The sequence below is a fragment of the Janthinobacterium sp. TND4EL3 genome, from assembly GCF_900156175.1.
Classification (GTDB): Bacteria; Pseudomonadota; Gammaproteobacteria; order Burkholderiales; family Burkholderiaceae_D; genus Janthinobacterium.
In genome coordinates this window covers 103,965-126,572 of the sequence record NZ_FTMV01000001.1, presented here as the reverse complement: position 1 = coordinate 126,572, position 22,608 = coordinate 103,965, and the positions used below count along the sequence as shown (strand labels likewise).

General features: G+C 62.9%; 20 protein-coding genes. 11 read left to right on the top strand and 9 right to left on the bottom strand.

Annotated features, from left to right (window positions below; translation table 11 throughout):
• Positions 1–19: 19 nt before the first annotated feature.
• The 5 genes from BXA07_RS00575 to BXA07_RS00555 all read right to left on the bottom strand — a co-directional run bounded on the left by BXA07_RS00575 (position 20) and on the right by BXA07_RS00555 (position 3,360).
• Positions 20–616: a chalcone isomerase family protein gene (locus BXA07_RS00575; protein WP_076564737.1), complete on the bottom strand. Its 597-nt coding sequence runs from the start codon at positions 614–616 to the stop codon at positions 20–22.
• A 100-nt stretch (positions 617–716) separates the two neighbouring features.
• The gene (locus BXA07_RS00570; RefSeq protein ID WP_070218911.1) at positions 717–983 is read right to left on the bottom strand and encodes a YfhL family 4Fe-4S dicluster ferredoxin; all 267 of its coding nucleotides are present in this window, start codon (positions 981–983) and stop codon (positions 717–719) included.
• 14 nt (positions 984–997) lie between these two features.
• Positions 998–1,495 carry a pantetheine-phosphate adenylyltransferase gene (gene coaD / locus BXA07_RS00565; protein ID WP_034752633.1) on the bottom strand — a complete coding sequence of 166 codons (498 nt, stop codon included), beginning with the start codon at positions 1,493–1,495 and terminating at the stop codon, positions 998–1,000.
• 112 nt (positions 1,496–1,607) lie between these two features.
• Positions 1,608–2,267 (bottom strand): 16S rRNA (guanine(966)-N(2))-methyltransferase RsmD, encoded by a 660-nt coding sequence (rsmD, locus tag BXA07_RS00560; RefSeq protein ID WP_170909588.1) that lies wholly within the window; start codon positions 2,265–2,267, stop codon positions 1,608–1,610.
• Between the two features lie 196 nt (positions 2,268–2,463).
• The gene (locus BXA07_RS00555) at positions 2,464–3,360 is read right to left on the bottom strand and encodes a DUF6279 family lipoprotein (RefSeq protein WP_076564733.1); all 897 of its coding nucleotides are present in this window, start codon (positions 3,358–3,360) and stop codon (positions 2,464–2,466) included.
• A 28-nt stretch (positions 3,361–3,388) separates the two neighbouring features.
• Here BXA07_RS00555 and glmU point away from each other — a divergent pair, with 28 nt between their 5' ends.
• Complete coding sequence (gene glmU / locus BXA07_RS00550) at positions 3,389–4,765, top strand: bifunctional UDP-N-acetylglucosamine diphosphorylase/glucosamine-1-phosphate N-acetyltransferase GlmU (RefSeq protein WP_076564732.1); 1,377 nt, start codon at positions 3,389–3,391, stop codon at positions 4,763–4,765.
• Positions 4,766–5,351: 586 nt separating this feature from the next.
• Here the strand turns inward: glmU and BXA07_RS00545 are convergent.
• Entirely contained in the window at positions 5,352–7,352 is a 2,001-nt protein-coding gene (locus BXA07_RS00545) for a sensor histidine kinase (protein WP_076564730.1), read from the bottom strand.
• A 412-nt stretch (positions 7,353–7,764) separates the two neighbouring features.
• Positions 7,765–8,238, bottom strand: coding sequence for an Lrp/AsnC family transcriptional regulator (locus BXA07_RS00540; protein WP_076564728.1), 474 nt, complete (start codon positions 8,236–8,238; stop codon positions 7,765–7,767).
• Positions 8,239–8,399: 161 nt separating this feature from the next.
• Here BXA07_RS00540 and glmS point away from each other — a divergent pair, with 161 nt between their 5' ends.
• Complete coding sequence (gene glmS, locus BXA07_RS00535) at positions 8,400–10,229, top strand: glutamine--fructose-6-phosphate transaminase (isomerizing) (RefSeq protein WP_076564726.1); 1,830 nt, start codon at positions 8,400–8,402, stop codon at positions 10,227–10,229.
• Positions 10,230–10,374: 145 nt separating this feature from the next.
• Positions 10,375–11,517 carry a serine hydrolase domain-containing protein gene (locus BXA07_RS00530; RefSeq protein WP_212592257.1) on the top strand — a complete coding sequence of 381 codons (1,143 nt, stop codon included), beginning with the start codon at positions 10,375–10,377 and terminating at the stop codon, positions 11,515–11,517.
• 27 nt (positions 11,518–11,544) lie between these two features.
• Here BXA07_RS00530 and BXA07_RS00525 read toward each other — a convergent pair whose 3' ends face one another.
• The gene (locus BXA07_RS00525) at positions 11,545–12,444 is read right to left on the bottom strand and encodes a LysR family transcriptional regulator (protein WP_076564724.1); all 900 of its coding nucleotides are present in this window, start codon (positions 12,442–12,444) and stop codon (positions 11,545–11,547) included.
• A 127-nt stretch (positions 12,445–12,571) separates the two neighbouring features.
• Here BXA07_RS00525 and msuE point away from each other — a divergent pair, with 127 nt between their 5' ends.
• The 4 genes from msuE (at position 12,572) to BXA07_RS00505 (ending at position 18,026) form a co-directional block, all read left to right on the top strand.
• The gene (gene msuE / locus BXA07_RS00520; protein WP_076564723.1) at positions 12,572–13,153 is read left to right on the top strand and encodes an FMN reductase; all 582 of its coding nucleotides are present in this window, start codon (positions 12,572–12,574) and stop codon (positions 13,151–13,153) included.
• A 70-nt stretch (positions 13,154–13,223) separates the two neighbouring features.
• Entirely contained in the window at positions 13,224–14,204 is a 981-nt protein-coding gene (locus tag BXA07_RS00515) for a DUF1852 domain-containing protein (RefSeq protein WP_076564721.1), read from the top strand.
• Between the two features lie 23 nt (positions 14,205–14,227).
• Positions 14,228–15,253 carry a methionine synthase gene (locus BXA07_RS00510; RefSeq protein ID WP_076564719.1) on the top strand — a complete coding sequence of 342 codons (1,026 nt, stop codon included), beginning with the start codon at positions 14,228–14,230 and terminating at the stop codon, positions 15,251–15,253.
• Positions 15,254–15,560: 307 nt separating this feature from the next.
• Positions 15,561–18,026: a DUF3772 domain-containing protein gene (locus BXA07_RS00505; RefSeq protein WP_244556136.1), complete on the top strand. Its 2,466-nt coding sequence runs from the start codon at positions 15,561–15,563 to the stop codon at positions 18,024–18,026.
• Positions 18,027–18,035: 9 nt separating this feature from the next.
• Here BXA07_RS00505 and BXA07_RS00500 read toward each other — a convergent pair whose 3' ends face one another.
• A complete protein-coding gene (locus BXA07_RS00500) occupies positions 18,036–18,524 on the bottom strand; it encodes a DUF2938 domain-containing protein (protein ID WP_076564717.1) in 489 nt (162 codons plus the stop codon).
• Positions 18,525–18,581: 57 nt separating this feature from the next.
• Between BXA07_RS00500 and BXA07_RS00495 the strand changes: the two genes are divergently transcribed.
• The 4 genes from BXA07_RS00495 (at position 18,582) to BXA07_RS00480 (ending at position 22,608) form a co-directional block, all read left to right on the top strand.
• On the top strand, positions 18,582–19,232 hold the full coding sequence (locus tag BXA07_RS00495; RefSeq protein WP_244556135.1) for an ArsR/SmtB family transcription factor: 651 nt from the start codon (positions 18,582–18,584) through the stop codon (positions 19,230–19,232).
• Positions 19,232–19,744, top strand: coding sequence for a ClbS/DfsB family four-helix bundle protein (locus tag BXA07_RS00490; RefSeq protein ID WP_076564714.1), 513 nt, complete (start codon positions 19,232–19,234; stop codon positions 19,742–19,744). Before BXA07_RS00495 ends, BXA07_RS00490 begins: the two co-directional genes overlap by 1 nt.
• A gap of 96 nt (positions 19,745–19,840) precedes the next feature.
• Positions 19,841–21,556 (top strand): NAD+ synthase, encoded by a 1,716-nt coding sequence (locus tag BXA07_RS00485; RefSeq protein WP_076564712.1) that lies wholly within the window; start codon positions 19,841–19,843, stop codon positions 21,554–21,556.
• On the top strand, positions 21,553–22,608 hold the full coding sequence (locus tag BXA07_RS00480; RefSeq protein WP_076564710.1) for a bifunctional nicotinamide-nucleotide adenylyltransferase/Nudix hydroxylase: 1,056 nt from the start codon (positions 21,553–21,555) through the stop codon (positions 22,606–22,608). Before BXA07_RS00485 ends, BXA07_RS00480 begins: the two co-directional genes overlap by 4 nt.

Below are 22,608 nucleotides of genomic sequence, written 5' to 3'. Positions count from 1 at the left end.
TTTACGCCTGCGTCGTGCTTCAGGCCACCTCGCCCAGCAGGTGGGCGCGCAGGATGGTGTCGGCCGGATGGGCGCCGATCCAGATTTTCAGCAGCGCATTGTAGAAGGCCAGGTCCGGCACCTTGTCGCCCACCTGCTTGCCATTGAGTTTGCACAAGGTTCCCTCGTCCGGCAGCCAGTCCACGGTGAGAATGTCGCCCTTTTTCAGGCCCTGCACCATTTCGAACATGGCGCCGAACTGCATCGTCTGGCTCAGCAAACGCGTGCGGTCGGCCTGGTCGGAACTGCGCTTCAAGCCCTGCATGAAGGCCTGGCCCAGTTCGTCGGAGGTGATATTGCGCAACATGACGATTTCCAGGCGGCGCGGGCCGGGCAGCGCCAGGATGTCGTCCAGCTGGGTTTTCTTTTCCGGCAGGTACAGCGCGATCGTGTAGACCTTGAAGATGATCTTGTAGCGCACGCCGGCGCCGTTGAGCTTGAGTTCACGGCTGGCCAGGTGCACCGTCTCGTCGAGCTTGACGCCGCCCACGTCGACGGCCAGCGCAGGCTGCGCCAGGCCGGCGCACAGGCAGGCGGCTGCCAGGGAGAGGCCAAAACGGGATGTGCTGATATGCATCTTCTACCTCCGTGAAACCGTGTGCTGCGGATACGTCAGCACACAGTGTAGAACAGTTGGCAGAAGCTGGCGCCACGCAGGAGGGGCGAGGGCGAAATGCTCAGGGTTTGGCGGCAGGCAGTTCCGCCTGCAGGCGTTCATACTTGGCCATCAATTGCTCCGGGCTTTCGCGCCAGGCGGGATTGAAGGGGATGCAGCTGACGGGGCACACTTGCTGGCATTGCGGCTCGTCAAAGTGACCCACGCATTCGGTGCACTTGTTGGGATCGATTTCGTAGATTTCCGCGCCCATGTAGATCGCGTCATTCGGGCACTCGGGCTCGCAGATGTCGCAATTGATGCATTCGTCGGTGATCAGTAATGCCATGATTTCACTCTTACTTATTGCGATGAGGCAGCGTTGGCGGCGATCTTGTTTTGCAGCCAGCGGTTCACCGAGGGGAAGACAAACTTGGAGACGTCGCCGCCCAGCGCCGCGATTTCGCGCACGATGGTGCCCGAAATGAACTGGTACTGGTCGGATGGCGTCAGGAACATGGTTTCGACATCGGGCAGCAGGTAGCGGTTCATGCCCGCCATCTGGAATTCGTATTCGAAGTCGGAAACGGCGCGCAAGCCGCGCACGATGACGCGCGCCTCGTGCTTGCGCACGAAATCCTTGAGCAGGCCGGAAAAGCTTTCCACCTGCACGTTCGGATAGTGACCGAGCACTTCGTTGGCGATTTCCAGGCGTTCGTCGAGCGAGAAAAACGGTTGCTTGTTCTTGCTGTCGGCCACACCGACGATCAGCTTGTCAAACAGACCCGATGCGCGGCGCACCAAATCTTCATGACCGCGCGTGAGCGGATCGAATGTTCCTGGATAAACGGCTACAACCATTGCGGCTCCCTGATGATGCACCAATATAGACGCGCATTATGCCTGAAATTGGTGACCACCTTGGTGCTGAGCCTCGGGCCAGGGCGCTTTTTTGCCTCATTTATAGGCAGATTCAGGCAGTTGCCGGCACTTTGTTGTAAGTTAGCAAATGATAATAAACGGTGCCCGCCTTGTCGGCGCGGATGACTTCCCATGGCGCCATCCACTCGGGCTTTTCCAGTGCGCTGGTTTCATCGAAGACCAGCGGCAAGCCCGATTCCGCGTACACGATGCCGCCTTCCTTGAGCAGATTCGCGCACAGCGGCAGCACCTTGGCCAGGAAATCCTGCTGGTACGGCGGGTCGAGGAAGATCAGGTCGAAGCGCTGGCCGCGCGCTGCCAGGCCTTGCGCCGTCAGCAGGGCGTCGCCGCGCAGCAATTGGACATTCTCGGCGCGCAATTTCGTCTTGTTTTCTTCCAGCTGGCGGATCACGGGCGTGTGGGTGTCGACCATGGTGACGGAGCCTGCGCCGCGGCTGGCCGCTTCAAAACCCAGTGCGCCGCTGCCGGCGAACAGGTCCAGCACCTGGGCGTTGGTCCAGTCGCCGTCGCGCAAGTGGTTGATCCAGTTGAACACGGTTTCGCGCACGCGGTCCGGCGTCGGGCGCAAGCCCAGTGCCTGCAAGACAGGCAGCACGGAGCGCTTCCACTGGCCGCCGATGATGCGCACCTGGTTCGGTGGCGGAGCGTGGTGGACGGGGACTTTGGCGGGTTTCTTAATTTTCTTTTGCATGGGCATTTGAAACACCTAACAAAACCTACTGCGCGTCGCGACTTGCGGCCTGCGATGCTCACTGTGCATTCGCACAGCTGCGCTTCTTAGCCACAACTCACTGCCGCTCGCTACGGTTTGTTAGGCGTTCCATTTCTTCAATTTGATGGCGGCCACTATAGCATATGGCCCCCTCCCCCCTGCTGGCGCTGCCTGGCTATTTGGCTTGCGTGGCCAGCGAGTTGAAATCGTCGATCCAGCCCTGCATGCGCTTGACGGCGTGGGCTTTTTGCGCCGGCGTGGCGATCTTGATCACCGTCAAGACCATCTGCGCCGTGCTGTCCTGGTAAGCGTCGAAGAAGGCCTTGCGTTCGGAGTGTTCGAGGCGCTCGAAACTGTCCTTGATCAGGGTATTGATCAGGGTCACGGTGGCGTCCTTGCCGAGCTTTTCCTGCTGTACTTTTTTGACCAGGTTCAATACATTCTGCTGGCGCCGCATGCGTTCGTCGAGCCAGATCTCGTTGTTCAGCGGACGCGCGTCGGACGCCTTGCGGATGATGGCTTCCTGCTCGCTGCTGAAACCGCCGAACCACAGCTCGAATTGCTCCATGGCTTTCTTGTAGCGCAGCTTCTGGCGCTTCTCCTGGTCGCCGCTCAGGTATTTCTTGCGGTAGTCGTCATTGTTCGACTTGAACTTCTTTTCCATCTGCGCGATCTGTTCCGGCTTGAGCGAACGGGCCAGCTCGGCCAGGTCCGGCGCCGCCTTCAGCAGCAGCGTCTGCGTGCGGTGCTTGATCTCGCCGTAGTCGGCCAGCAGATCGGCCTGCGTGATGTTGCCCTGTAACTGCTTCTGGGCCGTGTGCAGGATTTCCACATAATCCTTCAATTGCGTCTTGCGGTGCCAGTCGAACAGCTTGCCGATATCGTCGCGCACCCAGCCCTTCTGGTCGCGGTCCAGGTCGACATACGCGTTCAGCCACCAGTACAGCACGGTGTCGCCATTGTTGTAGGCCAGGCGCAAGCCGCTGCAGCCGGCCATGACGACCAGCATGATGGCCAGCACCGCAGTGCGAAAGCGGCGGGAGAGGGGGGCGTGCGTGTTAAACTTTTCCATATTCTTAACTTTTAAAAAATTACGGTCTATGAACGTTGTCATTCTCGCCGCCGGTATGGGGAAACGCATGCAGTCGGCGCTGCCAAAAGTACTGCACCCGCTGGCTGGCAAGCCGCTGCTGTCGCATGTGATCGATACGGCGCGCAGCCTGGCGCCGTCCCGATTATGCGTGATTTACGGGCATGGGGGCGCTGCGGTGCTCAAGTTGCTTGACGACTACAAGACCGGGCACGGCCTGGCCGTCGACGCCGCCGAGCAAACGCAGCAACTGGGCACGGGTCATGCGGTGCAGCAAGCCGTGTCCCTGCTCGACGAATCGGTGCCGACCCTGATCCTGTACGGCGACGTGCCGCTGACGAGTGCTGTTTCCCTGCAAAAACTTGTGGATGCGGCCGGCAGCGACAAGCTGGCCATCCTGACGGTGGAACAGGACGATCCTTTCGGCCTGGGCCGCATCGTGCGCGAACAAGGCGCCATCGTGCGCATCGTCGAAGAAAAGGATGCCACGCCCGAGGAGCGCGCCATCCGCGAAATCAACAGCGGCATCATGGTCGCGCCCACCGTGCCCCTGAAGAAATGGCTGTCGTCCCTGTCGAACAATAATGCTCAAGGGGAATATTATCTGACCGATATCGTTGCCCAGGCTGTCACCGATGGCGTGGCCGTCACTTCGGCCCACCCGGCTGCCGTGTGGGAAGTGGCGGGCGTCAACAGCAAGGTGCAGCTGGCCCAGCTCGAACGCATCCACCAGAACAATATCGCGCAAGCCTTGCTGGAACGGGGCGTGACCCTGCTGGACCCGGCCCGCATCGACGTGCGCGGTGAACTCATCTGCGGCCGCGACGTCACCATCGACGTCGGCTGCGTGTTCGAAGGCCGCGTGGAACTGGGCGACGGCGTGCGCGTGGGCGCCAACAACGTGATCATCAACACCACGGTGGCGGCCGGCGCGCACATCAAGCCCTTCTGCCATCTCGAGGACGCCGTCGTCGGCGCCGCTTCCCTCATCGGCCCCTACGCGCGCCTGCGCCCCGGCGCCGTGCTGGCGGAAGACGTGCATATCGGCAACTTCGTGGAAGTGAAAAACAGCCAGATCGCCGCGCACAGCAAGGCCAACCACCTGGCCTACATCGGCGACGCCACCATCGGCTCGAAGGTCAACATCGGCGCCGGCACGATCACCTGTAACTACGATGGCGTGAACAAGTTCCGCACGGTGATTGAGGACGACGCTTTCATTGGCAGCGACAGCCAGCTGATCGCCCCTGTCACCGTCGGCAAGGGCGCCACCCTGGGCGCCGGCACGACCTTGTCGAAGGATGCGCCGGCAGGCAAGCTGACTGTTTCGCGCGCGCGGCAAGTGACCATCGACGGCTGGACGCGTCCCGTGAAAATCAAGAAGTAAACAGAAAGTCCACTTTGGCACACAGGCAGGCCTTGCGGCCTGCCTTTTTTATTGGCTCTGTCCCCGTCAAGTAGGGGATTTCCTGGAATCCTGCTCCGTCCCGGCTGTCTGACTGTACATGGCAGGCCAACTGGCATGGCGCTCGATACGCGATGCCAGCCGTATCCGCTCGCCAGAAGCGTTATTAAAAGCAACGCTGGATGCATGCCCACACCTGACGGTGACATAGCCTTTTTGTTTGTGGATAACTATGTGGGTAAGCCTATCAGCAAGTGCGGGATAAGCTTGTGGGCAAGCCTGCGGACAAGCTGTGTGTAAAATTTCCGGACTCGCCTGTCATGCGCCTTGCGCTTCCCTTCCTTTGGATTTTCAGCATTTTTCTGCCCGGCGAGCCGGTTTACCGATCCATTGTGGGTAAGTTTGTGCATAAGCCTGAGGATAAGCCGTGCATAGCCTTTGCATAAATGGGGATAAGTGCCACCTCGCCCATTTTGCCTGAAGCCATCTTGTGGGTAAGTCTGTGGACAAGAGCCTGGAAAGGGGGTGGATAAGTATTGTTTGATATCAAGTCAATATCGGCATCATCTCAAGCCGGCAGGTGCAGGGCGAAACTGATGGTGCCGTTGGCCCCGGCGCTGGCCAGCGTGACCTGGCCGCCGTGCAGTGTGGCGATGCGCTGCACCAGGTACAGGCCCAGCCCCGCGCCCGGCTTATGCTGGGCGATGCGGCCACGGAAGTATTTCTGGAACAGGCGCGGGATTTCATCGGCGGGCAGCGGCTCGCCCTCGTTGCTGACGACAATCTGCACGCGGCCGTCCCCGAGCGTGGCGGCCTGCATGCGGATCGCCTGGGTCTGCGGCGCGTGCCGGTCGGCATTGCTGAGCAGGTTGCGCAGGGCTACGCGCAGCAGGCTGGCGTCGGCCACGATGTTGTCGGGCAGCGCCTGCACGCTGGCCTCGATGCGTCCTTCCGGCCACTCGGCCAGCACGGCTGTCAGCAGGGCGCGCAAGTCGCATGGCTGGGGACGGAACGTCGCCGCGCTCGTTTCCATGCGGTCGGCACTCAGGTATTCGTCCACCAGCGCGGTCATGCGGCCGCTCGCTTCGCGCAGGTTCTGGCAGCGCTGCAGGGTTTTTTCCCTGGTCGCATCCGTATTGCGGGCGATTTGCTGGGCCGTCGTATTGATGATGGCCAATGGCGTGTGAAATTCGTGCGACACCATGGCAACAAAATCCAGTTGCTCTTCGCGCGTACGGGTTTCCACCGCCAGGGCCGTGCGCAATTCACCCTCGAGTGCGGCGCGCCGGCCGATTTCCTGCTGCAGCGCCGTCGTGCGCAGGGCCACCTGCTCTTCCAGCCGTTCATTGAGGGCCTGCACGGCGCGCACGGCCTCGGCCTGCGCCCGGTCCTTGGCGCGGCGCAATTCGGCATAGCGGCGGTTGAGGCGCAGGCTCATCAGCATCATGTGCACGAAGGCGCCCAGGGTGGCCGCATGGTTGGTCCAGAAATTCGGCGGCACGATCGCCATATTGCGCAGGAAACTGATCACCACGCCCGCGTAAAAGATGCCGAAAATAAATAGGAAGGCGTGCGCCGGCCGATGTCCGCGCAGCGCCAGCCAACTGGCCAGGCCGATGAACAGCACGATCAATGGCAAGGCCGTCATTTGCACGACAAGCACGCCCGCCGCATAGTTGCCCCCCAGTACCAGCAGTGCGCCGAACAGCGCCGCAACAGCCGTCGCCGCCACCACGGCGCGGCTGAAACGCGGATACAGCGCGGGCAATTCCAGTTGTAGCGTGGAAAAGCGTGCGCCGACGGCGATCGACATCGCCATCGACATGCCCAGCATGGGGTCGGACAGCCAGTTCGGCATGGCGAAGATCTGCTGCGGAATGGCGATCGTCAGCGCTTCCGTCGTGGCGTTGGTCAGCACATACAGCAGATACCAGCCGCTATGGGCTTCGCGCGTCATGCGCCAGAAAAAGACATGGAACAGTATCAGCAGTAAATAGCTGCCGAATTGCAAACCGTAATACAGATATTCGCGGCGCGAGGAAGCGTCGAAGCTGGCGCTGGGCAGCAAGGTCAGCTCCGTCGACATGGCTTTCTTGCTGTGCAGGCGCACCAGCCAGCGCTGCGGCTGCTCCGCCTGCAATTGAAACGGAAACACTGCCTGGCGCGCATCGATGGGCCAGGCATCGTGGGCCACGTCGGCGCCCGCCTGCTGCATGAGCCAGTGGCCTGCCTGATCCTGGCGGTACAGGCGCACGTCATCGAGTACGGCATTGCTAAACCGCAAGACCCATTCGTCGGGCGACTGCGTTGCGCGCGCCACGTCCAGGCGCAGCCAGATCGCGTCCTGCGTGTAGCCGGCGCTGACGGGGCCAGGCAGCGGGCGCCAGCCCGATGCCGCCAGCGCGGCGTCCGGTCCCAACTGGCCGGTCGTATCGCGCAGCATCTGCAGGTGGCCGCTGGCAGAGACGGGCCGGCCATCGGCCGGCAATACCAGTGCTGCGGCTGCCGCGTGTCCGGGAAGCGCTTGCAGGGCGGCGAGAATCAGGCCAATGGCGAACAGGATTTTCATGGCGGGGCAGCTTACCATGGACGGCATGCACCGCTTGCCACGCCGCTTGTCGGCCGGCAGGGATTTCCCCGACGATGAGAATACCGACGCGCAAGGGCGTCCCTGAACTTGCCGTCCGTGCATGCTTGTGGATAAACCTGTCGATAAGTAGTGCAAAAGCCTGTTGGCAAGCTGTGTGAAAACGGTGCAAAAGTCACCTTGTTTCCTCCGAGAGATCTGACTTTTGATAAGGGGGGGCTTGATTGCGCGGGGGGCTGGCGGCCCGCCAGTCCGTTCAATGGAAAAAAGCATGCTGTCATCGGCTGTTTGCTGTCACAGCCCTGTGCATAAGCCTGTGCAAAAGCGCCGTATAAAGGGTGGGCAAGCCGCGTATAACATTGTGCGCAAGCCGTGGATAAAGATACCTGGCCCATCAGACGGCGATGCGCGTCTCGAATTTGCTGCGAAATGTGGAAAAATAGCTTTTCACGTTGCGCACATTGGCGTGCGCGGCAAACAAACGGTGCGCCAGCGCGTGGTAGGCGGGCATGTCGGCCACCTGCACCATCAGCACGAAGTCGGGGCCGGGCGAGACGCGGTAGCATTGCAGCACGGCAGGTTCGTCCGCCACGAGCTGCTCGAATTCCGCCATGCGTTCCGCCGCCTGCACGTCGAGCGTGATTTCGACGATGGCCGTCAGGCGCGCGCCCACCAGCTGCGGTGCGACGATGGCCACTTGCCGTTCGATGACGCCACTTTCCCGTAAATGCTTGACCCTGCGCAAACAGGTGGGCGCCGAGACATGCACGGCCTGGGCCAGCTCGCTGTTGGTTTGCGATGCGTCAACTTGCAAAGCGTTCAGGATGCGACGATCGATCTCGTCGAGAGCAATGTTGTTCTCGTTCATGATTTTGATGAATTGGAAAATATGTCGAGTATAAATGAAAGAATATTTCATCTTAAAATGGATGTGAAATATTCGGTCAAAAATACACAGATTTAGAAAGCATATTTCATCTGCTCTGCATTAGCATGCGTGCATTGATGAATTTTTAGACAGAGGTTTCCATGTGCGGCATCGTCGGCGCAGTAGCGCAACGTAATATCACTCCCATCCTGCTCGAAGGCTTGAAGCGCCTGGAATACCGCGGCTACGATTCCTGCGGCATCGCCCTGCATGCCGACGGCCGGCTGCAGCGTTCGCGCTCCACCTCGCGCGTGGCCGAGCTGGAAAAGCAGATCGGCGAAGAAGGCCTGGGCGGTTTTACGGGCATCGCCCACACGCGCTGGGCCACGCATGGCGCCCCTGTCTCGTTCAATGCCCACCCGCACTTTTCCCCGACGGAAGAAAACGCCCGCGTGGCGCTGGTGCACAACGGCATCATCGAAAACCACGACGAACTGCGCGCCGAACTGACGGCCTTGGGTTACGTCTTCCAGAGCCAGACGGATACGGAAGTGATCGCCCACCTGGTCGAGCACATGTATAACGGCGACCTGTTCGAGACCGTGCAGCAGGCCGTCAAGCGCCTGGACGGCGCGTACGCGATCGCCGTGTTCTGCCGCGACGAGCCGCACCGCGTCGTGGCCGCGCGCCAGGGCTCGCCCCTGATCGTCGGCCTGGGCAACGGTGAAAACTTCGTCGCGTCCGACGCCATGGCGCTGGCCGGCACGACCGACCAGATCATCTACCTGGAAGAAGGCGATGTGGTCGACCTGCAACTGTCGCGCTGCTGGATCGTCGATGTCGATGGCAAGCCCGTCGAGCGCGAAGTGAAAACCGTGCATGCGCACACGGGCGCGGCCGAGCTGGGCCCGTACCGCCACTACATGCAGAAGGAAATCTTCGAACAGCCGCGCGCCATCGGCGACACGCTCGAAGGCGTGACGGCCATCATGCCGGAATTGTTCGGCGACGGCGCCTATAAAATCTTCAAGCAGATCGACCGCGTGCTGATCCTCGCCTGCGGCACCAGCTCGTATGCGGGCATGACGGCAAAATACTGGATCGAGTCGATCGCCAAGGTGCCTGTCAGCGTGGAAGTGGCCAGCGAATACCGCTACCGCGACAGCGTGCCGCACCCGAACACGCTGGTCGTCACCATTTCGCAAAGCGGCGAGACGGCCGATACCCTGGCCGCCCTGAAACATGCGCGCAGCCTGGGCATGCAGCACACCCTGACCATCTGCAACGTGGCCACCAGCGCCATGGTGCGCGAGTGCGCGCTGGCCTACATCACGCGCGCCGGCGTGGAAGTGGGCGTGGCCTCCACCAAGGCGTTTACGACGCAGCTGGCGGGCCTGTTCCTGCTGACGCTGTGCCTGGCGCAAGTCAATGGCCACCTGTCCGAAGAGCAGGAAGCGGCGCACCTGAAAGCCATGCGCCACCTGCCCGTCGCCATCGCTTCCGTGCTGGCGCTGGAACCGCAGATCATCGCCTGGTCCGAAGAATTCGCGCGCAAGGAAAACGCCCTCTTCCTGGGCCGCGGCATGCACTACCCGATCGCCCTGGAAGGCGCGTTAAAGCTGAAGGAAATCTCGTACATCCACGCCGAAGCGTATCCGGCCGGCGAGCTGAAACACGGCCCGCTGGCCCTGGTGACGAATGAAATGCCGGTCGTCACCATCGCACCGAATGACGCCCTGATCGAAAAGCTGAAATCGAACATGCAGGAAGTGCGCGCCCGCGGCGGCCAGCTGTACGTCTTTGCCGACGTCGATTCGCGCATCAACTCGGGTGAAGGCCTGCATGTGATCCGCCTGCCCGAGCACTACGGCGATCTGTCGCCGATCCTGCACGTGTGCGCCTTGCAATTGCTGGCCTACCACACAGCCCTGGCGCGCGGCACGGATGTGGACAAGCCAAGAAATCTGGCCAAGTCGGTGACGGTGGAATAAGCCGGGCCGGCGCCACCCGGACCATCCAGCATGAACGCCACCTCCGGGTGGCGTTTTCTTTTAATCTGGAAACCAGGCGCGTGTCTTTTTTCTGCCGCCGCCGAATCCCTTGTGCGAGAATGCCCCTCCCCCTTTGATGGTGCGCATGATGACCAAACTCGCCGCAATCATGACTGGAATGACCCTCGTGCTGGCAGCTTGCAAGCCCGCTGCCACGGCACCTGCGCACGACGTTCCTGCGGCCATGCGCCAGACCGCGACCACCCTGCTGCAATCGCCATTGCTGCACGCGACCTCGATTGCCGTCGTGTATCGCGGCAAGCAATTCATGCTGCATCAAGGCGAGCTGAAGACCGGCAAAGCCAATCCGCCGGACGATACGACGCTGTATGAAATCGGCTCGGTCAGCAAGACTTTTGCCGGTCTGCTGCTGGCGAATGCCGTGCTCGACGGCAAGGCGGCGCTCGACGATCCCATACAAACGTACCTGCCGGCCGCCTACCCGAACCTGCAGTCGCAAGGGGAGCCCATACGCTTGCGCCATTTGATCACGCACACGAGCAATATGCCGGGCATGCTGCCATTGCAGGTCAACACGGTCCTGAAGGATTTCACGGCACACGCCACGCCGGCCAAGCTCAATGCCGCCTACGCCGATTACGGACAACGGCAATTCTGGCAGGACTTGCACACCGTCAGCATCCAAGGTCCGCTCGGCAAGGACTACGCCTATTCCAGCGCCGGTACGGAACTCGTGGCGCACACGCTCGAAACAATCTACGGCATGCCCTATGCAGCCCTGCTTACGCAATGGCTTGCGCGCGAAGCGGGCATGCAGGATACCAGGCTGAGCATCACCGCCAACGATGCCGGCCGGCTGGCGCCCGGCTACCACAGCGACAATCCCGCCGTCACCACGCCGATGCCGCAACTGCCCTGGGGGGCGGCAGGCAACCTGAAGTCGACGATGCCGGACATGGCGAAATACCTGCGCCTGCAATTGAGCACCCATCCCGCCGTCGTCGAATCGCACCAGCCGCTGGTCCGCTTTCAGGACGACTTCAGCATCGGCTATTTCTGGAACATCGGCAACAATCGCCAACTGGGCACGCATTACGTGCACCATGGCGGCGTGCCCCGTGCGCAAAGCTACGCCTACGTCGTTCCCAAGTATCAGCTTGGCGTCTTCATCATCACCAACCAGAGCGGCGACGCTACGGCCGGCGCCATGGAAAGCGCGCTGGCGCATCTTTTCGACACCGTGGAAGCCATGGAAGGCGCGCGGTAGCCGGCCCCGGCGAACAGGCGTGCGCGCTTAGCTTCCCTGCGCAACGACAGGCTGGCGCGCCAGTGCGATGAAGGCGCGCACGTAGTCGATGGCCGTGTCCGTCTCGCGTGCGCCCAGGAAGATCTGCTTGGCGATGCCGCGCGCGCCCAGCCGCACCGGCACCACGTCCATCTTGGCCGCATATTCCTCGACCAGCCAGCGCGGCAGGGCCGCCACGCCGCGGCCGCTGGCCACCATCTGCAGCATGATGTCGGTCGTTTCGATGGCCTTGTGCCGCTTCGGCGTGACGCCGGCCGGCAAGAGGAACTGGTTGTAGATGTCCAGGCGTTCGATGTCGACGGGGTAGCTGATGAGCACTTCCCGGGTCAGTTGCTGCGGCTGCACATACGCCGCCCCGGCTAGCGCATGGCCCTTGGCCACGACGAGCACCTGCTCGTAGTCGAACACGGGTTCGAAGGTCAGCCCCGGCTTGTACAGCGGGTCGGGCGTGACCAGCAGGTCGATCTCGTAGCCGAACAGCGCGCCGATGCCGCCGAACTGGAACTTTTGCTTGACGTCCACATCCACGTCGGGCCAGGCGGCCAGATACGGCGACACGATCTTGAGCAGCCACTGGTAGCAGGGGTGGCATTCCATGCCGATGCGCAGCGCACCGCGCTCGCCCTGCGCGAATTGCCCCAGGCGCTCTTCGGCCAGGTCCAGCTGCGGCAGCACCCGGTTCGCCACCGCCAGCAGGTACTGGCCGGCCTGCGTCAGGCGCAAATTTCTCCCTTCGCGCAGCCAGACGTCGGTACCCAGCTGCTGTTCCAGCTTTTTCATGCTGTGACTCAGGGCCGACTGGGTCAGGTGCAGCACGCCTGCGGCGGCCGTCAACGACCCTTGTTTTTCGACCTGCTGGACGATGCTGAGGTGGATGCGTTCAAGCATTGGAATGAGCCATATTCATGGATGTATGAAATATGACCATTATACTTCATCGATTCCTCCCGCTATCATCCACTTCCCTGTTGCCGGCATTCTTCGCCCTCGCGCATCACTCCCTATGAAAGCAAACATGACACGTCCACTGCGTCTAGTCGCCGTCTCCGGCGGACTGCAACGCCCGTCCAAGGCGGCAGCCCTGGCCGAGCACCTGATGGACCTGATCGCCGATGAAGTGCTGTGCGAACAACGCCTGGTCGAACTGGGCCAGCTGGCACCGCAACTGGCCGGCGCCGTCTGGCGCTCGCAGCTGCCCGAGACGGTGGAGCGCGAACTTGCTGCCGTCGAGCAAGCGGACATCGTGGTGGTGACCACACCGGTCTATCGCGGCGCCTACACGGGGCTGTTCAAGCACTTCTTCGACTTCATTCATCAGGACGCCTTGATCGACAAGCCAGTGTTGCTGGCGGCCACCGGCGGCAGCGAGCGCCATGCCCTGATGATCGATCACCAGTTGCGGCCGCTGTTCAGCTTCTTCCAGGCTCGCACCTTGCCGCTGGGCGTCTACGCGACCGACAAGGATTTCCTCGACTACCGTCTGCAGGACGAGGCCTTGATCCAGCGGGCCGCACTGGCGGTGCAGCGGGCCTTGCCCTTGATCGCATTGACGCGCCCTGCGAGCTCGGCCACGACGCAAGAGCTGGCCGCCGCCTGATACGCATCAACCCGGTCGCCAAGCAATCAACACATTCATTCTTTCTCAGAATTCAGGACAGCAGATCACCATGAGCAACGATTTCATATTCAGCATCAAGAGCATTGTTTTCGATGAAAACTATCATCCATCGGATAACACGCGCCTGACGACCAACTTTGCCAATCTGGCCAGGGGAACGAGCCGCCAGGAGAACTTGCGCAATACCCTGAAAATGATCGACAGCCGCTTCAACAGCCTGGCGCACTGGGACAACCCGAAGGCGGACCGCTACTCTGTCGAGCTCGAAATCATTTCCGTCGAGTTGAATATCGATGTCCAAGGCGGCAATATTCCGCTGATCGAGATATTGAAGCCGAATATTGTTGATCAAAAAACCGGAGAACGCATCGACGGCATCGCAGGGAATAACTTCTCGTCCTACGTGCGCGATTACGACTTCAGCGTGCTGCTGCCAGAGCACAACAATAATAAATCCACCTTCAGCACGCCAGAGAACTTCGGCGATTTTCATGGCAAGCTGTTCAAGCACTTTGTCCGATCCGATGTTTACAAAGAGCACTTCAAGAAGCTGCCGGTGATCTGCCTCAGCGCATCGAGCAGCAAGACCTATCGGCGCACGGACAACCAGCATCCCATCCTGGGCGTCGAGTATCAGCAAAATGAGTTCTCCTCGACGGATGCCTATTTCGAAAAAATGGGCATGCAGGTGCGCTATTTCATGCCGCCAGACAGTGCCGCCCCGCTGGCGTTTTATTTTATCGGCGACCTGCTGGCCGACTACAGCAATCTGGAGCTGATCGCCACCATCAGCACGATGGAAACATTCCAGAAGATTTATCGGCCCGAGATTTACAACGCCAATGCCGCGGCGGGCAAATGCTATCAGCCCAGCCTGAAGAATCAGGATTATTCATTGACGCAAATCGTCTATGACCGCGAAGAGCGCAGCGAGCTGGCTGTCAAGCAGGGCAAATATACGGAAGAGCACTTCATCAAGCCCTACAAGCATCTTCTTGAACAGTGGGCTGCCGCCACGCTCGTTGATTAATCACCATACACGAAACCACCATCATGAAAAAATTGTTACCTACTTCCACTGCCGGCAGCTTGCCCAAACCTTCCTGGCTGGCGCAGCCTGAAAAACTCTGGTCGCCGTGGAAATTACAGGACGAGGAATTGATCGAGGGCAAACAGGATGCCTTGCGCTTGTCGCTGCAGGAGCAGCAGCAGGCAGGCATCGATATCGTCAGCGATGGCGAGCAGACCCGCCAGCATTTTGTCACCACGTTCATCGAGCACCTGAGCGGCGTCGATTTCGACAAACGCGAGACCGTCCGGATTCGTGACCGCTACGATGCGAGCGTGCCGACCGTCGTGGGCGCCGTGAGCCGCCCCAAGCCGGTGTTTGTCGACGACGCCAGATTTTTGCGCCAGCAAACCACGCAGCCGATCAAATGGGCGCTGCCAGGTCCGATGACGATGATCGATACGCTGTATGACAGCCACTATAAAAGCCGCGAAAAGCTGGCCTGGGAATTTGCCAGGATCCTCAATCAGGAAGCGCGGGAACTGGAAGCGGCCGGCGTCGACATCATCCAGTTTGACGAACCCGCCTTCAATGTGTTCTTCGATGAAGTGAACGATTGGGGCATCGCCACCCTGGAGCGGGCAATCGAAGGGCTCAAATGCGAAACGGCCGTGCATATCTGCTATGGTTACGGCATCAAGGCCAATACGGACTGGAAAAATACGCTGGGGTCAGAATGGCGCCAATATGAGGAATCGTTCCCCAAGCTGCAGCAGTCGAATATCGACATCATCTCGCTGGAATGCCACAACTCGCGTGTGCCCATCGACCTGATTGAACTCATACGCGGCAAAAAAGTGATGGTCGGGGCCATCGACGTGGCCAGCAATACCATAGAAACGCCGGAAGAAGTCGCCAACACCCTGCGCAAGGCGCTGCGCTTTGTCGATGCCGACAAGCTCTACCCGAGCACCAACTGCGGCATGGCGCCCCTGGCGCGTGGCGTGGCAAGAGGCAAATTGCATGCGCTTAGTGCCGGTGCGGAAATCATCCGAAGGGAAATCGCCTAGCCGGCTGGTGAAGTACCGAAGTTTTGGTGAAAAGCAAGGAATTCGCTCAGCGAATTCCTTGCTTTTTCGTTTGGCAATTCGCTGCGTGCTTGCGCGGACATGCTCATCTATATCCTGCAACTTCTTGCCGCACGAAAATTTCCGCCATCTATCGCAGGAGTGCGCTAGTCTGTCGCTGTTTGCCGTACAGTTCAGCAACTCCCGTAACACCCATCGCCCCGCTGCCGGCCGCCGCTGCTCTTTGCTGCTGCGCCTGCCGGCGATGCCGTTCCGCTTTCACCCGTATTGACCTGGCCCATAGGACCGCATGATTTCATTCCCTCCCTCCCACTCCTTGTCCGCGCGCCCGCGCTGGCGCGGCTGGCTGCTGCCGCTGCTATTGAGCCTGCTGCTGGCTTGTTCCCTATCAACACCTGCCGCCTGGTCGCAACCCGTCGACGATGCCGCCACGGCCGACCAGCGCCTCGACGGCTTGCGCAAGCAGATCACGAGCATCCAGAAGGCGCTCGATGGCGACGCCGACCTCGATGACGCGACCCTGTCGCAGATGCGCGCCGACGCGCTGGCGGCCAGCGCCGAGGCCGACAAGGTGGCCGATTCGCTCGCGCCCACGCTCGCCAGCGTGCAGGCGCGGCTCGCCGAGCTGGGCAAGCCGGCGGCGGGCACGAAAGATGCCCCGGACGTGGCAGCGCAGCGCAGCCAGCTCGACCGCACCAGCAGCGCGCTCGACGCGCAGGTCAAGCTGGCGCGCCTGCTGGCCGTGGAAGCGACGCAGGCGTCCGAGCAGGTGTCGACGGCGCGCCGCGCGCAGCTGCAGGCGCGTCTGGGCGAGCGCACGGCCTCGATTTTGGCCGGTTCTTTCTGGAAACAGCTGCATGCGGAATTGCCGCAGAATCTGCAGCGGCTACGGGCGCTGGAGGGGGAATTGGCGAACGCGGCGCGCGCCACGCCGTGGTCGGCCTGGGGCGGCTTGCTGGCGGGCATCGTGGCCGTGATCGGCGCCAGCATCTGGGCTTCGCGCTACCTGCTGGTGGTGACGGCCACGCGCGTGCCGCATGGCCGCCTGCGCCGTTCGTTGCATGCGCTGGCCGTGCTGGTGCTGGCGGCCGCCACGCCGGGACTGGTGGCGGAATTGCTGGCCATGGGCTTGCGGTGGGAGGGCGGCCTGTCCGAAAAAACCTCGACTTTCCTCAGCAGCTTGATCGGCATCATCTGTTTTGCCGGTTTTACGGCGGGCCTCGGTCATGCGCTGCTGTCGCCGTGGCGCGTCTCGTGGCGGCTGCTGCCGCTGCCCGACGCGCTGGCGCACCGCATGCGCAATTTCCCGTCGATGTTTTCCTTCATCGTCGTGCTCGTGTGGGCGACGGAACGCGTCACCATCGTCATCAACGCGGGGCTATCGACGGCCGTGGCCGTCAATTGCATCGTCGCCCTCGTGATGAGCACGACGATCGCCTATGGCCTGATGCGCGCCGAGCGCTGCTGGCGCCAGCTGCGCGAGGCCGACCCCGCCACCCTGCTCACGCCGCTGTGGCTGCGCTGCGTCACGGTGCTGCTGTGGCTGGCGCTGGCATCCAGCGTCATCAGCTTGCTGGTCGGCTATGTGGCCTTCGGCAGTTTTGTTGCCAAGCAAATCGCCTGGGTCATCGTGGTGGTGGGCAGCACCTATCTGCTGACGGTGCTGGTCGACGATATCTGCATGCTGCTGGCCTCGACGCCGCCGCCGCCGGACGCCGTCAACCCCGTGCTGGCCACGCCCAAGGCGCGCGACCAGGCGGCCGTGCTGCTGTCGGGCATCGGCCGCGCCATCGTCGTGCTGCTGGCGCTGATGCTGCTGCTGGCGCCGTTCGGCGAAGGGCCGGGCGAGCTGTTCCAGCGCGTCGGCAAGCTGCAGGATGGCCTGGCCATCGGCGAAGTGGCGATCCGCCCGTCGGCCCTGATCCAGGCGCTGCTGGTGCTGGTCGTCGGCTTCGTTGCGCTGGGCCTGTTCAAGCGCTGGCTGCAAAACAGCTATTTGCCGACCACCAATCTCGATTCCGGCATGCAAGTGTCGTTCATCACCCTGTTCGGCTATATCGGCGGCGTGCTGGCCGTGGCGCTGGCCCTGTCGGCGGCCGGCATCGGCCTCGAACGCATCGCGTGGGTGGCGTCGGCCTTGTCGGTGGGTATCGGCTTCGGCTTGCAGGCCGTGGTGCAGAACTTCGTTTCCGGCCTGATCCTGCTGGCCGAGCGCCCCGTGAAAGTGGGCGACTGGGTGTCGCTCGGCGGCGTGGAAGGCGATATTCGCCGCATCAATGTGCGCGCCACGGAAATCCAGTTGGGCGACCGTTCGACGGTGATCGTGCCGAACTCGGAATTCATCACCAAGACGGTGCGCAACGTGACCCTGGCCAATCCCCTCGGCCTGGTGCAGGTCAAGCTGCCGCTGCCGCTGGGCACGGATGCGCAGGCGGCGCGCGCGCTGATCCTGTCCGCGTTTGTCGACAATCCCGACGTGCTCGACACGCCGGCGCCCAGCGTGCAGCTCGACGGTATCGACAACGGCCTGCTGCTGTTCAACGCCACCGGCTATGCCTCGTCGCCGCGCCTGACGTCGGGCATCCGCAGCGCCCTGCTGTTCGAGCTGCTCAAGCGCCTGGACGCGGCGCATATCGCGATCGCCAAGCCCAGCACCATGGTGCTGAGCACCGTGCCGGCGCAGTCCGAGGCGCCGCTGATCCCGGCGGTGGCCGCCGCCCCGGCGCCCGCCCCCGTGCCGCCGCTGACGAGCTAGCCGGACAAGTCAGCGCACGGTGGACCACAGCAGGGCCGCCAGGTACAGGCCGACGCCGAACGCCGTGTGCGCCATCAGGCTGCGCAGGCGGGCAGCCGCCGGATGCGGCGTCTTGCTGGCGGCCAGGCCGGCGCCCATGCCCGGCTGCAAGATGCAAAATGGCGCGGCCACGCTCACGAGGCCCGCCAGCAAGGCCGGCGCGAACGTCGGCCCTTGCACCCACTCCTGTCCCGCCAGCGCCAGCAGCATGGCCGCAAACAGCACGCCGACCGCATAGTGAAACGTCCAGCCCAGGATGGCTTCATCGCGCACGGGCGCCGCCTGGGCGATGTTGACGTGGCGCAAAGTGCCGCGCGACAAATGACCGAGCCAGCGCCCCACCATGGCAAAGTTCAGCGAGGGTATGCACCAGAAACGTTTTAATGCCACCGCCCATATGTCCATCACCGCCGTCGCGCCCACGCCGATCGCCAGCGCATCGAGCCAGAGTATTTGCATCGTGTCTCCCTTATAACATTCAATTAATTGCTTGAATGTTATAAGGGTGCTAGCATCATGTCAATGAAAAATGCCGATATCGAATTGCTCACCGGTTCCGCCGGATTTGCCCATATTTTAGGCAGCGCGCCGCGCTTGCGCCTGCTCGAACAGATCGCGCACGGCGAACATGCGGTGGAGCAGCTGGTGGAGTTGACGGGCCTGTCCGTGGCGAATACCTCGCAGCACTTGCAGCAGTTGCGGCGCGCCGGTTTCGTGCAGGCGCGGCGCGACGGCAAGCGCGTGCTGTACCGCCTGGGCAGCGGCCCGGTCATGCAGCTGCTTGCCGCGCTCGACGTGTATGCGCAGCACCAGCGCAGCGAATTGCAGGCGCTGGGCCGGGGCGACCACGTGGAAGCGATCACGGGCGACGAGCTGCTGGAACGCATGCAGGAAGCCAGCATCACCGTGCTCGACGTGCGGCCCGCGCAGGAATTTGCCGCCGGCCACTTGCCCGGGGCGATCAATATTCCGTTTGACGATTTGCAGCGCCGCCTGGGTGAATTGCCCGCGAACGCGGAAATCGCCGCCTACTGCCGCGGTCCGTACTGCGTGCTGTCCGTGCAGGCCGTGGCGGCCCTGCGCCAGCATGGCTTGCCTGCGCGCCGCCTCGGCAGCGGCTACGACGACTGGCAGGCGGCCGGCTTGCCGGTGATCCGGGCGGCGTGATGGCGATCCCCAACAGCAAGCAGGAGCTGGTCGAGGCGATGACCACGACGTATGCCAAGCTGATGCAGGAACTGGCGTGCGTGCCGCCGGCCCTGGCGCGCGATCCCGTGCTGGAGGGGCAAGTGCAAGGCACGCGCATGAGCGTGTGCGATTTGCTGGCCTACCTGGTGGGTTGGAACGAGCTGGTCTTGCACTGGCACGCGCAGCTGCGCGATGGCAAACGCATCGAGGACATCGCCTTTCCCGCCGAAGGTTTCACGTGGAACGCTCTGGGAAAACTGGCGCAGCGCTTTTATGCGGACTATGCTGAGCTGAGCATGGACGACTTGCTGCAGCGCCTGGAGCAGGCGAAAGACCGGCTGCTGGCGCTGATCGACGCGCACGACGATGCGCAATTGTATGGCCAGCCGTGGTACACGCATTACACGATGGGGCGCATGATCCAGTTCAATACGTCGTCCCCGTATGCGAATGCGCGCACGCGCTTGCGGGCGTGGCGCAAGACCTTGTAGGGGCAGGATCGGCAGGCTTGCACGATTGCATCAGTACGCTCAGAAAATTTTTCAGGCAGGATAGTGGTTTCAAGCGGAACCAATTGAAGGATCACCATGCTGACCATCGCCCTCGCCCAGATGAATCCCACCGTGGGCGACTTCGACGCCAATGTCGCCGCCATCACCGCGCGCATGGCCCGCGCGAGCGGCGATGGCGCCGACCTGCTCGTGTGCCCGGAACTGTCGCTGTGCGCGTACTACCCGGGCGACCTGTTCGAGGACGCCGCCTTCCTGCGCGCCATGCAGCAGGCGCTCGACACCCTGCTGCAGGCATCCACGCGCTGGCCGGCGCTGGTCACCGTCATCGGCACGGCGCGGCCCAATCCCGGCGTCGGCAAGCCCCTGTACAACGCCCTGCTGGCCATCCGCGACGGGCATATCGTCGCCGAATACTACAAGCAGCTGCTGCCCACCTACGGCATCTTCGACGAGGGCCGCCACTTCGAGCCGGGCCCGCCCGGCGCCTGCACCCTCGCTATCGCCGGCTGCAAGGTCGGTTTCATGATCTGCGAGGATGGCTGGAATGACGACGGCCGCGCCTACGCCGTCAATCCGTTCGAGGCCCTGCACGCGGCGCGGCCGGACCTCATCGTCAGCATCAACGCCAGCCCGTCCGACATCGGCAAGCGCGCCCAGCGCCACGCCGTGTTTGGCGCCGCCTGCCAGCGCGTGCACCTGCCCTTGTTGTACGTCAACCAGGTGGGCGGCCAGGACCAGCTCGTGTTTGACGGCGCCTCGTTCGCCATCTCGCCGGGCGACGGCCTGCAATTCGAGGCGGCCCGCTTCGTCGAGGATTTTCCATTGCTGCGCTTTGCCGATGGCCGTTTCGCGCGGCCCGATGGTCAGCCCTTCCCCGTGCCGGACCCGGACGGCATCCCCGCCGTCGAGTTTGCGCGGCGTCAAATCGTGCTTGGCTTGCGCGACTACGCGCGCCGCTGCCGTTTTAGTAAAGTCGTCGTCGGCTGCTCGGGCGGCATCGATTCGGCGCTGACCCTGGCCCTGGCCGTCGAGGCGCTCGGTGCCGACAGCGTGGTGGCCATCACCATGCCGTCCGTGTTTTCCAGCGCCGGCTCCGTCACCGATTCCGTCGCCCTGTGCGCCAACCTCGGCATCGCGCTGTACACGCATGCCATCCGCGACATCGTGGCGCAGTACGAAGCCGGCTACGCGGCGGCCTTCGACGGCAAGCTGCAGGGGCTGCCGCTGGAAAACCTGCAGGCGCGCGTGCGCGGCACGATACTGATGGAATACTCGAATGCGTTTGGCGCCCTGCTGCTCACCACCGGCAACAAGAGCGAAATCTCGGTCGGCTACTGCACCCTGTACGGCGACACGAACGGGGGCCTGGGCTTGATCGGCGACCTGTACAAGACGGAGGTGTTCGCCCTGTCGCGCCACATCAACGCCAGCGCCGGGCGCGAACTGATTCCTGTCGCCGTGCTCGAAAAACCCCCGTCGGCGGAGCTGGCGCCGGGCCAGCGCGACACCGACAGCCTGCCGCCGTACCCGGTGCTCGATGAAATCTTGAAGTGGCATATCGAGGGACGGCGCCTGCCGGCGGCCGAAAGCGCGCAGGCGCTGACCCTGGTCGACCAGCTGCGCGAGACGGACGAGGGGCGCGCGCTCGTGACGCGCATCCTCGGCATGGTCGCCCGCAACGAATACAAACGGCGCCAGGCGGCGCCCATCATCCGCGTGCGTTCGCGCGCCTTTGGCAGCGGCCGCCAATTGCCGATCGCCGCCCACTACCCCACCGGAGACGACGCATGACCTTCGCCTATCCAGCCGACGCGGCCATCCTGATCGGCCGCTTCCAGCCTTTCCATAACGGCCATGCCGGCTTGCTGCAGAAGGCGCTGGCGACGGCGTCTCAGGTGGTGGTGGTGCTCGGTTCCGCCTTCCATGCGCGCAGTCCCAAGAACCCGTTCACGTGGCAGGAGCGGGCCGCCATGATCGCCGCCACCCTGCCCGAGGCGCAGCGCGACCGCGTGCATTACGTGGCCGTGCGCGACTACTACGACGACGGCCTGTGGGCCGACGCCGTGCGGCACGCCGTGGCCGGCGCCGTGCCACGGGCGCAGCGCGTGACCCTGGTGGCCTGCTTCAAGGACGCCACCAGCTATTATCTGCACCATTTTCCGCACTGGCAGCTGCTGAACCTGGAGATCGATCCCGGCGCACCGATAGGCGCGACGGCCATCCGCAACGTGCTGTTCGAGGCCGAGGACGTGAACGTGTCGCTGAGCGCCGTGGCGCAGCTGCTGCCGGCGGCCATCGGCCAGTACCTGAAGGCGTGGACCTTATTGCCGTGGTACGCGCCGCTGGTGCAGGAATACCGCGCCATCGAGGCCTACAAGGCGCGCTGGAAGGTGGCGCCGTATCCGCCCATCTTCACCACCGTCGACGCGCTGGTGCAGACGGGCGGCCACGTGCTGCTCGTGCGTCGCGGCGGCTATCCGGGCAAGGGATTGTGGGCCTTGCCGGGCGGCTTCCTGGAGCCGCGCGAACGCCTGCTGCAGGGCGCCCTGCGCGAGCTGGCGGAAGAGACGCAGCTGGGCGTGCTGGCGCCCACCCTCGTCGAGGCGCTGGTCGGCGTGGCCGTGTTCGACCACCCGGACCGCAGCCAGCGCGGGCGCACCATCACGCATGCGCATTATTTCGACCTGAAGACGCGCCAGCTGCCGGCCGTGACGGCCGCCGACGACGCGGCGCTGGCGCAATGGGTACCGGTGACGGTGCTGCCGGCCATGGAAGAGGAATTCTTCGAAGACCACTTCCATATCCTGAACCACTTCCTGCACCTCACGCACGAGGGGCGCTGA